This window comes from Pseudomonas sp. GM60 (assembly GCF_000282415.1).
In the GTDB taxonomy this organism is placed as follows: Bacteria; Pseudomonadota; Gammaproteobacteria; order Pseudomonadales; family Pseudomonadaceae; genus Aquipseudomonas; species Aquipseudomonas migulae.
This window is the reverse complement of the sequence record NZ_AKJI01000090.1, coordinates 1-12,772: the sequence shown is the minus strand read 5'-3', so window position 1 is coordinate 12,772 and position 12,772 is coordinate 1. Positions and strand designations below refer to the sequence as shown.

The 12,772-nt window shown below is 63.4% G+C and carries 4 protein-coding genes and 1 pseudogene; 1 reads left to right on the top strand and 4 read right to left on the bottom strand.

The features are described from left to right. Nucleotides 1-2 precede the first annotated feature (2 nt). A complete protein-coding gene (locus PMI32_RS07920) occupies nucleotides 3-1,061 on the bottom strand; it encodes a TauD/TfdA family dioxygenase (protein WP_008032309.1) in 1,059 nt (352 codons plus the stop codon). A gap of 54 nt (nucleotides 1,062-1,115) precedes the next feature. Continuing rightward, nucleotides 1,116-10,358 (bottom strand): non-ribosomal peptide synthetase, encoded by a 9,243-nt coding sequence (locus PMI32_RS07925; protein ID WP_008032306.1) that lies wholly within the window; start codon nucleotides 10,356-10,358, stop codon nucleotides 1,116-1,118. Between the two features lie 112 nt (nucleotides 10,359-10,470). On the opposite strand from PMI32_RS07925, the pseudogene PMI32_RS30735 reads away from it, so the two are divergent. Then, nucleotides 10,471-10,560 (top strand): annotated as a pseudogene (locus tag PMI32_RS30735) (outer membrane lipoprotein carrier protein LolA); the annotation flags it as partial. Here PMI32_RS30735 and PMI32_RS07930 read toward each other — a convergent pair. Both PMI32_RS07930 and PMI32_RS07935 read right to left on the bottom strand, forming a co-directional pair. Further along, on the bottom strand, nucleotides 10,559-11,293 hold the full coding sequence (locus PMI32_RS07930; RefSeq protein WP_008032305.1) for a thioesterase II family protein: 735 nt from the start codon (nucleotides 11,291-11,293) through the stop codon (nucleotides 10,559-10,561). The pseudogene PMI32_RS30735 and the gene PMI32_RS07930 overlap by 2 nt on opposite strands. 163 nt (nucleotides 11,294-11,456) lie before the next feature. Next, the gene (locus tag PMI32_RS07935) at nucleotides 11,457-12,629 is read right to left on the bottom strand and encodes an MFS transporter (RefSeq protein WP_008032303.1); all 1,173 of its coding nucleotides are present in this window, start codon (nucleotides 12,627-12,629) and stop codon (nucleotides 11,457-11,459) included. Nucleotides 12,630-12,772: the final 143 nt, after the last annotated feature.

Genomic DNA, 12,772 nt, shown 5'->3' with positions numbered 1-12,772 from the left:
CCTTATTCCTGATCCAGGTCGGCGCTTTTCTGCGCGATGGCCATGGCCGTGAGGATTTTTCTGTAGCCAGTGAATTCGTTGCGCGCATGCACGCTGAGGATGTTGTCCAGCAGGACCACGTCGCCCTTCTCCCAGGCGAACTCGACCATCACGTCGCGATAGATGCCTTGCAGGTGGCGGATGACGTCGTCGGGGATGGCCGAGCCGTCGCCGAAGAAGGTGTTTTGCGGCAGGTCCAGCGGGCCGAATTCACGCAGCAGGTTGTCGCGGATGCTGTCCGGCAGGGTCAGCGCGTTGAAGAAGGTGCCGTGGTTGAACCAGATGCGCTCGCCCGTCAGCGGATGGCGCACGATGGCCGGGCCGTTTTGCCGGGTACGCAGGCGATTGCCCGATTTCCACTCGGCCTGAATGCCGATCTTCGCGCAGTAGGCTTCGACTTCGCCGCGATCTTCGCTCTGGAACACGGTCTGCCATGGCAGCCCCATGCCGTCGCCGTAGTTGCGCACGTACATGATGCGTTTACGCTGAAACTCCTCGCGCACGGCCGGGTCGATCCGCGCGAGGATTTCGCGGGTGTCGCCGAACGGTGTTTCGCCGCCGGTGGTCGAGGGCGTGTCGCAGTAGAAGTACAGGTGACGCGGGAACACCGGCGAATAGGAATGCTCGTTGTGCGGGAAGATTTTCTCCGCTGCCGGGTAATCGGTGGAGCTGTAGATCTTGAACTGACCGGTGATCTGGGTCCGTGGCGAGGCGCGGAACAGGTACTCCAGGGCGCCGTCGGAAATTGCCGCCACGCAGCGGTTGAATTCGGCGATGTCGGCCACCTGGAAGCCACGGAACAGAATCACCGCGTGATCAAGCAGCTTGCTTTCGATCAGGGCGCGATTCTCCGTCGCCCATTCCACCAGGCTCACACCAGGCACTGCCGGGCGGCACACCAGCGGCATGCTGGCACCGTCGAACATCGGCGCAAAACTCACCAGCCGGGTCGGGTCGGTGGACAGGCTCTTGCGCGCACCGCGGCCGATTTTGGGAATGGACTTGGTGGTTGAAACAGTCATAAACCCCTCCAGAAAATGATGACGGCGGCGCCCGGTTGGCGCCGCCGCAATGAATCAGTCCGCCGCACCTTGCGTTGCCGGCGTGCCGCGACGACGCTTGATCGCCATGGGCCCGCCCAGCAATGCCTTGCGCTGCTCGTTCAATCGCGCATCGGTACGGCGCTGCACCTCGGTGGCCAGTTCCAGCAGATCGCTGACCGTCAGCTCGTCGGCGCGCAACAACGCTTGCAGTACCGCCTCGATTTGTTCGAACAGGCTTTGCAGCGTGCTCGGCAAGTACTGCCCGGCGGGTGTTTCGAAACTCAGGTGAATGTGTTCGGCCTCGTTGTAGAACGCAGCGACCATGCCGATCTCGGCAGCTTGCCGGCCCGACGGGAAGTCCTCGACCAACAAGCCGTCCATGGAGGGCAAGCGACCGACGCCTTCCTGATAGATCAACTTGATGTCGAACAACGGCGAACGCCCGGCCCGACGCGGCAAGCGCAACGCTTCCACCAATCGCTCGAACGGCAAATCCTGATGGTCCGAAGCCTCCAGAACCGCACGGCGACAGGCTTGCAAAAGTTGCCCGGCAGCCTGGTCGGCATCGACCTCCACTTGCAGCACTAATTGGTTAACGAAGAAGCCGACCATTTGTTCAAGCTCAACTTGATTTCGGTTGGCGATATCGGTGCCGATGCGCACGCGGCTGACCTCGGTACGCTGACGCAACACCAGGGTGAAGCCGGCCAATAGCACCATGAACAGCGACAATCCACGCTGTTGGGCGAAGTCGCGCAACTGCTGACTCAAGGTCGCATTCAAGGTGAAATGTTGGCTGGCGCCTTCCTGCGCCTGACGCTGATCGCCGTCGCCCGGCAGCTCCAGCACGGCTTGCGGCTGACCGAGGCGCGCCTGCCAGTAATCGAGCTGACGTTGCAGCTCGCCGCCTTGCTCCAGCCACTGGCGCTGCCATTTGGCGAAGTCGGCGTATTGCACGCTGTGCTCCGGCAACTGCGCGACGCCGCCCCGGTTGAGGGTCGGGTACAGCGTGACGAATTCATTGATCAGAATCCGGAACGACCAGTCATCCGCCGCGATGTGGTGCACCGTCAGCAGCAGCACATGCTCCTGATCCGCAACCTGCAACACCCGCACCCGCAGCAACGGCCCGTTGCGCAGATCGAACGGCCGGGCGACTTCTTCACGGGCCAACTGCGCGGCTTCGACGTCCGGGGCCGGCAAATGCCGCAGGTCGCTGATGGCGAAATCCAGCGGCAGTTCGGCGTGTACCCGCTGCCAGGCCTGGCCGTCTTCCTCATAGAACGTGGTACGCAGCACGGCGTGGCGTTGCACCAGGGTTTCGAAGGTTTGCTGCAACGCTGACAGGTTCAACGCGCCGCGCAACCGCAAGGCGCCGGGCATGTTGTACATCGAGCTGTCGGGTTCGAGGTTCCACAGGAACCACAACCGCTGCTGGGCAAAGGACAGCGGCTGGCGTTCGCCGGAGTGGTCCGCCACCAGCGCCGGGCGTTCGCAGACATTGGCGGCGTGTCGCAGGCCTTGCACCTGAGCCGCGAAATCCTGCAGACGCGGGTGTTCGAACAGGCTGCGCAGACTCACCGACAGGCCCAGTCGCTGACGAATCTGCGAAACGATCTGCGTGGCCAGCAATGAATGACCGCCCAACTCGAAGAAGCTGTTTTCGCGATCGACACGGGCAGCTTGCAACACCTGTTGCCAGATCTGCGCCAGCTCGATTTCCAGCTCACCTTGCGGTGCGGTGCCAGCCACGGCTTCCCAGACTTCGGGTGCCGGCAGCGCCGCACGGTCGAGTTTGCCGTTGCGGTTGAGCGGCAATGCGCTCATCACCACCAGTTGCGCCGGGAGCATGTAGTCCGGCAGACGCTCGCCCAAAGCCTGGCGCACGGTCTCGGTGAGTTGACGCGAATCAGCGTTCGGCAACACCGGCACCACATAACCGATCAGTTGCTTGCCACCGACGCCTTCGTGCACCAGCACTGCGGCTTCGCTGATCATCGGCAAGCCTTGCAGGTGCGCTTCCAGTTCACCGAGTTCAACGCGGAAACCGCGAATTTTCACCTGATGGTCGATGCGTCCCAGGTATTCCAGCGCGCCGTCCTCGCGATACCGCGCCAGGTCGCCGCTACGGTACAAACGTGCGCCCGGCGTGGTGGAAAACGGATCGGCGATAAAGCGTTCGGCACTCAAACCCGGACGCTGGTGATAGTGCTGGGCAATGCCGGCATCGCCGCCGATGCACAACTCGCCCACGCAACCGGTTGGCAGCAGATGGCCTTCGGTGTCCAGCACGTACAACGCCCGACCGGGCAAGGCGCGGCCAATCGGCACGCCGATCAGGTTTTGCGTGTCGGCCAGGGTGCACAGGTGGGTGCTGGAAACCACCGTGGCTTCGGTCGGCCCATAGGTGTTGAGCAGACGTACGTCGCCGAGCCCGGCGGCATGCCAGAGTTTCAGGCCTTCCAGCGACATGGCTTCGCCGCCGACATGAACCTGCCGCAACCGACCTTTGTCGCGCTGAGGCTGCGCGGCCCATTCCTGAGCCAGCAAATACCAGTAGGCCGCCGGCAGGTCCGCCAGGGTCACGCCCTGTTCGATGATCTGTCGGTACAAGGTGTCGGTGTCCCACAACTCATCGCCGCGCAACACCAGCGCCGCACCCACGCACAGCGGCGGGTAGCATTGCTCGACAAAGCCGTCGAAGCTGAACGTGGCGAATTGCAGCACGCGGTCGTCGGCGCTGAGTTGCGAATAGTCCGCCGCAATCACGCAAAACTCGCGCAGTGCGGCATGGGCCAGGCACACGCCTTTCGGCCGCCCGGTGGAACCGGAGGTGTAAATCAGGTACGCGAGGTCTTCGGCACAGGCGAGGTTGACCGGGTTGGCCTTGGAATAGCCGGCCAGCGACGCCGTCGTCAGCGCCAGGCGCGGCAAGCCTTCGGGTAGCGCGACTTCGGTCAGCAGCTCCGGTTGCGCCAGCAGCAGGTCCATGCCGCTGTCTTCGATCATGTAGGCCAGGCGCTCGGCCGGGTAGTCCGGGTCCAGCGGCACATAACCGGCGCCGGACTTGAGGATGGCCATGAGGCTGACGATCATCTGCGCATTGCGCCGCACCGACAGGCCGACCCGCTGCCCCGGCGCCACGCCGTGTTCGCGCAGGCGATGGGCGAGCTGGTTGGCCTGGGCGTTGAGCTGTGCATAAGTCAGTCGCTCGTCGCCGACAATCACGGCCCATGCATCCGGCGTGCGGGCCGCTTGCTGCTCGAAACGCTGATGCGCCAACAGCGGACTGTCCAGCTGCGGCGCGGCGGGACGCGAGCCCAGCAGTACCTGTGCTTTTTGCTTCGCGTCCAACAGACTGACGGCGCCCAACACCTGCTGCGGCTGCGCAACGAATTGCTCCAGCACATGCAGCAGGTTCGCACTCAAACGCTCTATCTGCGCGGCGCTGAACAAGGCCCGGTCAAAACTGAATTCCAGACGCAGGCTAGCGCCGACTTCGATGCCGAGGGTCAGCGGGTAGCTGGTAATTTCGTGATTGCGCAATGCGCCGAAGGTCAGTCCCGCTGGCGCCCCTTGCTTCAGCGCTTCGGCCACCGGGAAGTTTTCGAACACCAGCAAACTGTCGAACAGCGCGTTGCCCTGCTGCCCGGCCCAGCCCTGGATGTCGTAGAGCGGCACATGCTCGAACTCGCGCAGGCTCAGGTTCAGCGCTTGCAGTTCATTGAGCCATTGGCTGACCGGTTGCGCGGACGACGGCGCGGCAATGATCGGCAAGGTGTTGATGAACAGGCCCAACTGTTGCTCGATACCCGGCAACGGTGCGGATCGCCCGGCAATCGTCGCGCCGAACGCCACGCACGATTGGCCGGTGTAGCGCTGCAACAGCAGGCCCCATGCGCCCTGCAACAAGGTGTTGAGGGTGATTTTCTGCTGCCGCGCGAACTCTGTCAGACGCTGTATCGCGGCGCTTTCGAGCGTCAGGTGATGCTCGCCCATCCCGCGCCCTTCGACCGGCGTCGGCAAGGCGTGCGCCAGCAAGGTCGGCGTTTCGAGTGCGGCCAGCGCCTGTTTCCAGAACTGTTCGCCCGCCGCCGGTGGCTGCTGCTGAATCCAGCCGAGGTAGTCGCGGTATTGCCCCAAAGGCTTGGCCAGTGTTTGCCCGGCGTAATGCTGAATCACCTCGCCGAGCAACTGCGCGTTGCTCCAGCCGTCCATGAGGATGTGATGACTGGTGTAGATCAGGTGCCAGGCGTCACCGCTCTGGCGCACCAGCATCAGCCGGAAAAGCGGCGCGGCACTGAGTTCGAAGCCACGGCTGCGCTCTTCGGCGGCCAGTGCATCGAGGTCGATATCGGCCGCCTCGATCACCTGCAATTGCAGGTCGATCTGGCGATGAATCACCTGATGTGCAGCTTCCAGGCCCAACCAGTGGAAGCTGCTGCGCAGAATGTCGTGACGGTTGATCGCCGCCTGCCACGCCCGGCCGAAGGCCGCCAGTTCCAGTCCCTGAATCTCCAGGCGCAGTTGGTTGATGTAGGCCTCGGCCTGCGGCTCATACAAGGTGTGGAACAGCATGCCCTGCTGCATCGGCGTCAACGGATAAATGTCCTCGATGGCCGGGGCTGCGACGGGCAAGGCGTCCAGCTGCGCCTGATTGATCCGTGCCAGCGGGAAGTCCGACGGCGTGACCTGGCCCGCCGGCGTGGCGCAGCAGTGTTCGATCAGTGCGGTGAGTTCTTCGGTGTAGGCGTCGGCCAGTTTTTGAACGGTGCTGTCGGCGAACATGTCGCGACTGAAGCCCCACTGCAGCGAGAGTTGACCGCCATAGACCTGGCTTTCCAGCGTCAGCCAGTTGGCCAGCGGCGCATCGTCACCCTGGGCCTGACCGGCGCTTTCCGCTGCGGGTACAAACAACGCGTCTTCATCGAACTGGCGGTCGAACTGGCCGAGGTAGTTGAAGGTGATCCGTGGTGTCGGCAACCCTTGCAACGCTTCACGCTGGGCCGGTTCACCGAGGTAACGCAGCATGCCATATCCCAGGCCTTTGTCGGGGATGGCGCGCAGTTGTTCCTTGATCGCCTTGATCGTGTTCGCCGTTTGCGCGTGAGGTTGCAGGCGCACCGGGAACAGGCTGGTGAACCAACCCACGGTGCGCGTCAGGTCGAGGTCGTCGAACAGGTCTTCACGGCCATGGCCTTCGAGCTGGATCAGCGTCGAATTGTGCCCGGTCCAACGGCAAATCACCCGCGCCAGCGCGGTCAACAGCAGGTCGTTGACCTGAGTGCGATAGGCCGCCGGCGCCGTTTGCAATAACTGCCGGGTCAACCCGGCGTCGAGCTTCGATTCGATTTTGTGGCCGTGGCGATGCTGCAGGCTGCCCAGCGGATTTTCACACGGCAGGTCGCGGGCATCGGCGTGTTGTGCCTGCCAGTAAGGCAGTTGTTGATCCAGCGTGCGGGCATGCGCTTGCAGGTGTCTGGCCCAGTGTTGATAAGCGCTGGTTTTGTTCGGCAACGTTGCGGCGCTGTCACCCGCCAATTGTGCATAGGCTTGCTGGAGGTCTTCGAGCAGCACCCGCCAGGACACGCCGTCCACCGCCAGATGGTGGACCGCCAGCAGCAGACGTTGCGAGCCATCGTCGAGACTGACCAGCAGCGCGCGCAGCAACGGCCCTTCGGCCAGATCGAGGCTGCGTTGTGCTTCGTCGCACAGGGCCGTCAACGCCTCGGTCGACGCCGCGTGACGCTGCCACAATCCGGCCGTTTCGACCTGTGGTCCATGAGACTGCTGCCAGCCATCGACACTCGCGGTAAACCGCAGGCGCAAGGCATCGTGATGGTTGATTACCGTCACCAGCGCGGCTTCCAGTGCTTGCGGGTTCAGCGCCTCGCGCGGCGTCAACAGCAAGGACTGGTTCCAGTGTTGCGGTTGCGCGATGGCCTGCTCAAAGAAGTAGTGTTGCGCCGGGGTCAGGATCACCTCACCGCTGACCGGCCCCTGGTCGATGGCACTGCGGTTGTCGAATGCCGACACCAGCGCCAGGCTGCGCACGGTCTGGTACTGAAACAGGTCGCGCGGGCTGAGACGGATGCCGGCCTGACGGGCGCGGCTGACCACTTGAATGGAGATGATCGAATCACCGCCCAGCTCGAAGAAGTTGTCTTCGAGGCCCACACGTTCCAGGCCCAGGACGTCCTGCCAGATCTGCGCCAATGCCATCTGCATCGCATCTTGCGGCGCGACGAACGCCTGTTGCGGCGCCGCGTCCGGTTGCGGCAGGGCCTTGCGGTCCAGTTTGCCGTTGGCGGTCACCGGCAAGGCATCGAGCGGCATCAGGTAGGTGGGCACCATGTATTCCGGCAGGCTATTGAGCAGCCAGCCCTTGAGGGTTTCCGGCCACTGCGGCTCGGCGTTTTCCAGCACCAGGTACGCCACCAGATGTTTGCCGCCCTGCACCAGGACCACCGCCTCGCGCACCAGCGGATGCTGCATCAGGCGGGTTTCGATTTCCCCCAGTTCGATACGCAGGCCGCGCAGTTTCACTTGATGGTCGAGGCGGCCGAGGTATTCAATCACCCCGTCGGCACGCTGGCGCACGCGGTCGCCGGTGCGGTACAGGCGTGCGCCGTCATGGAACGGGCACGGCACAAAGCGCTCGGCCGTCAGCCCCGGACGCCGGTGATAACTGCGCGCCAGGCCGGCGCCGCCCAGGTACAACTCCCCCGCCACGCCCGCCGGCACCGGCAGCAACTGCGCGTCCAGAACGTGGGTGCGCAGGTTGGCAATCGGCCGGCCGATGGGCACGCTGTCGGCGCCCTCGTCAACGCACGTCCAGTGGGTCACGTCGATGGCCGCTTCGGTCGGACCGTACAGATTGAACAATCCGGCGCCCGGCAGCTTGGCGAACACTTGAAGCTGGGCATCCAGCGGCAGGGCTTCGCCGCTGCACGCGATGCGCTTGAGGCTGGTGCAGGCTTCAACGCCCGGCTCGTGGATAAACGCCTGAAGCATCGACGGCACAAAGTGCAAGGTGCTGATGCCGAACTCGCCGATGAGGCCGATCAACCGCGCCGGCTCGCGATGCGCGCCCGGCGGCGCCACCACCAGACGAGCACCGGTCATCAACGGCCAGAAGAACTCCCAGACCGACACGTCGAAACTGAACGGGGTTTTCTGCAACACCGAGTCGCTGCCGTCCAGCCCGTACGCCTGTTGCATCCAGCACAAACGGTTGACCAGCGCCGCATGGCTGTTACCGGCGCCCTTGGGTTTGCCGGTGGAACCGGAGGTGTAAATCACATAGGCCAGGTTCAGCGGATTCACCGACACCTGCGGGCAATTTTCGCTGTAACCGGCCAGCCAGTCCTCGTCCTGATCCAGTGCGATGACCTTGATGCCCTCGGTCGGCAGCGTGCCAGCCAGGGCGCTTTGGGTCAGCAACACGCCAATCGCACTGTCTTCGATCATGTAGGCCAGGCGTTCCGCCGGGTATTCCGGATCGAGCGGCACGTAAGCGCCGCCAGCCTTGAGAATCGCCAACAGGCCGATGACCATTTCCAGCGAACGCTCGACGGCGATCCCCACCAGCACATCGGGACCGACACCCTGCTCGCGCAGGTAATGCGCCAACTGATTGGTGCGCGCATCGAGCTGTGCATAAGTCAGCTGTCGGTCGCCAAACACCAGCGCCGGCGCCTCGGGTGTGCGCAAGGCCTGGGCGTGGATCAGTTCATGAATGCATTGCTCGACGGGATAAGTTTCGGCGGTGCGGTTCCAGTCATGCACCAGCACCTGTTGTTCATCCGCCGCCAGCATCGGCAGCTCGCCGACCCGCTGATGTGTGTCGATCACCATTGCCTGCAACAGCCACGTCCAGTGCTGCGCCATGCGCGCGATGGTCGGCGCGTCGAACAGGTCGCTGGCGTAGGTCAGCGCGGCGTGCAGCTTGCCGCTCTTTTCATAGGTGTCGAGGGTCAGGTCGAACTGCGTGGTGCGCCCTTCCCACTCGATCGCGCCCAGCACCAGGCCGGACGCGGTACTGATGCTGGACATGTCCGCAACCTGCGGCTGGTGGTTGTACATCACTTGGAACAGCGGCGTGTGGCTGAGGCTGCGCTCCAGTTTCAGCGCTTCGACCAGACGCTCGAACGGCAAGTCCTGATGGGCCTGGGCACCGAGCGCAGTCTCCTTGATGGCACGCAGCAGATCGTCAACGCGGGTATGGCCATCGAGCTGGGTGCGCAGCACTTGGGTGTTGACGAAGAAGCCGATCAGGCCTTCGATTTCCGCTCGGTTGCGGTTGGCAATCGGCACGCCGACACGGATATCGGTCTGCCCGGTGTAGCGATGCAGCAACGCATTGAACGCCCCGAGCAACAGCATGAACAGGGTGATGTTGTGTTTCTGCGCGGTGGCGCGCAGTTGCTCGGCCAGTTGCGTGTCGACGGCGAACTCGTAGCGCGTGCCGCGATAGCTCGGCATCGCCGGGCGCGAGTGGTCGGTCGGCAGTTCGAGCACCGGGTGCTCATCGCCGAGTTGCGCTTGCCAGTAATCGAGTTGGCGCGCCTGCTCGCCCGCCTCCAGCCAGCGGCGTTGCCACAAGGCGTAGTCGCTGTACTGGATCGGCAGCGGCGCGAGTTGCGGTTGTGCACCGGCCTCGAAGGCGTCGTAGCAGCGGATGAATTCGTCGATCAGCACGTTCATCGACCAGCCGTCGGAGACGATGTGGTGCAGGGTCAGCAGCAGGACGTGTTCCTGCTCGGCGAGTTTGAGCAAGGTCACCCGCAGAAGCGGGCCGATGGACAGATCAAAAGGCAGCACCGATTGCTGTTCGGCCGCTTGGGCGACGGCACGTTCGCGCTCCGTTTCCGGCAAGGCGCTGAAGTCCACGTGTTTGATAATCAGCGGCGCGCTGGCCGGCACTTGCAGCAAGGTGTCGTCGGCCTGGCGCTGGAACACCGTGCGCAGGGTTTCGTGACGCTCCACGAGGCTGACGAAGGCTTGTTCCAGCGCCGACAGGTTCAACGCACCGGTCAAACGCACCGCGCCCGGCAGGTTGTAGGCGCCACTTTGCGCGTCCAGTTGCCAGAGAAACCACATGCGTTGCTGGGCATACGACAGCGCCTGGCGATCCTCGGCCTCGACGCCGGCAGGAATGGGGAAGCGGGCGAAATCAATGCCTTCCTTTTGCAGGGCCGCAAGGAACATCTGGCGCTTTTCCAGGGGCAACCCGATAAACCGGCGAGCAAGTTTCAAGGAGTCATCAGCATTCATTTCTAAGCATCCGGATCAGTGGCGGGAAGCACAAAGGCACGTCGTCCCTATAAAACGAATGCAGACCGGAAAAATTAGCGAATGAGAACTTGTAGGAGCGAGCCTGCTCGCGATGGTCGTCAACGATAACGCTGGCATCCTGACACCCCACGGCGCTCTCAAGTTTTTCGCGAGCAGGCTCGCTCCTACAGGGTATTGGGTCAGGCAGTCGCGGCCATGGCGTGCCGGCGATGGTGGACGTCGAGCTGGTCCTTGATCACGCGCAGCACCTTGGCTTCGTGCTCATGGATGAAGAAGTGACCGCCGGCCAGCATGTCCACGGAAAAGCTGCCGTGGGTTTCCTTGCTCCAGCCGATCAGCTGTTCGGTGGTTGCGCGATCCTCTTTGCCGCCGAGCACGTGCACCGGGCATTTCAGCAACGGACGCTGGATCGGCTCGAAACGGCCACACAGCAGGAAATCCGCGCGCAGGATCGGTAGCGTCAGGCTCATCAGTTCTTCATTGGCCAGCACCTCTTCGCTGGTGCCATTGAGGGTGCGCAGTTGCTCGATCAGCTCGGCATCGGTTTTCGGATCGGCGAAACCCTGATCGTAATCAGCCCGCATCGTCGGTGCAGCGGTGCCCGAGGCAAACAGCGCCACCGGTTCCGGGCAACCCAGCGAGCGCAAGGCATGGGCCATTTCACAGGCCAGCAACGCGCCAAGACTGTGACCGAACAGCGCGTACGGCGCCTTGAGCGTGGCTTTCTGTTCCTGGGCGAGTTGCAGCGCCAGGCGCCGCATGTCGGTGTGCAACGGTTCGCCGAACCGCGCGCCACGGCCCGGCAGTTCCACCGGCTGCAGCTTGAGCCACTCCGGCAGTTTGCGCCGCCAGCGGCTGTAAACCATGGCGCTCGCGCCTGAATAGGGCAGGCACAGCAATGTCAGCTGGGTCACCGGGCTTACCTCGAAAAGTTGTCTGCTAAGAGAACGGATGAGGTCCGCAGGGAATTAGTCATACAACCACCCTGTAGGAGTCGCCAACGATGACGCGTTCTTTCTGGATAAACGCGGCGTTCCGGCCTCCATCGCTGGCAAGCCAGCTCCTACAGGTAAAGCACTATTTCAAATGGCGATAGGTTGGGACCGCGGAACCGAGCACGACGGCCCCTGCCGCAATCGCTACCCAGAACCCGCTGCGCGCGCCAAACGCATCCACCAACCAACCCGAGCTGGCCGCGCCAATCGCCACGCCGATGCTCATCCCCGTCACCAGCCAGGTCAGGCCTTCGGTGAGTTTGGCCGGCGGCACGATGCGTTCCACCAACGCCATGGCGACAATCAGCGTCGGCGCAAAAGACAGACCCGCGACGAACACGGCCAGCGCCAACCCGACAATATTGGTCGCCAGCAGCAACGGCAACGTGGTCACCGCCGTCGCCACCCCGCCGTACAGAAACAGTCGCGGCAGCGGCACTTTCGAGCGCAACGCGCCGAACGCCAAACCGGCCAGGCATGAACCGATGGCATACACCGACAACACAATGCTCGCCGCCGCCGGTTGCCCTTGATGCTGGGCGAAGGCCACGCTGACCACATCCACCACGCCGACAATGGTGCCCATGGCGACCATCAACAGCATCAGCAACTGAATCTCGCTGGAACGAATGATCGAGCCCTGATGGTGTTCTTCATGGGGATGTATCGCCGGTTCGGTGTCCCGTTGCAGGACGAACGCCGTGACGCCAATCGCCAGCATCAGCAGTGCCGCCAACGGCCCTGCTTCGGGGAACACCACCACGCACAAGCCTACCGACAGCGGCGGCCCGACAATAAAACAGACTTCATCGAGCACCGACTCCAGGGCGTACGCGGTTTGCAGTTGCGGCTGGCCGCGATAGACCTCGGTCCAGCGCGCTCGCACCATCGCCGACATGCTCGGCATGCAACCGGCCAGCGCGGCAAACACAAACAGCGTCCATTGCGGCGCCTGCAAACGCGTGCACAACAACACCAGCAACAACGCGCCGCCACCGATCAGTGCCGACACCGGCAAAATCCGACGCTGCCCGAAACGGTCCACCAGCCGCGAAACCTGCGGCGCGCAAAACGCCGTGGCCAAGGCAAACGTCGCTGCCACCGCACCGGCCAATCCGTAGCCGCCCTGCAATTGCGAGAGCATGGTGATCAGGCCGATGCCGGTCATGGAAATCGGCATGCGCGCGATCATCCCGGCCAGCACAAAGGCTCGGCTGCCCGGGGCTTTGAACAGTTCGCGGTAGGGGTTGGCCATGGCTCGGCTCTCGACAAGGGCCTGCAAGTTGCCATAAGGCTGGTTGAGGGGAAAGCGGGTAATTGTTGGTTGAATGTGAAGGCCCCATCGCCGGCAAGCCGGCTCCTACAGTGAAACGCGGTCAACTGTAGGAGCCGGCTTGC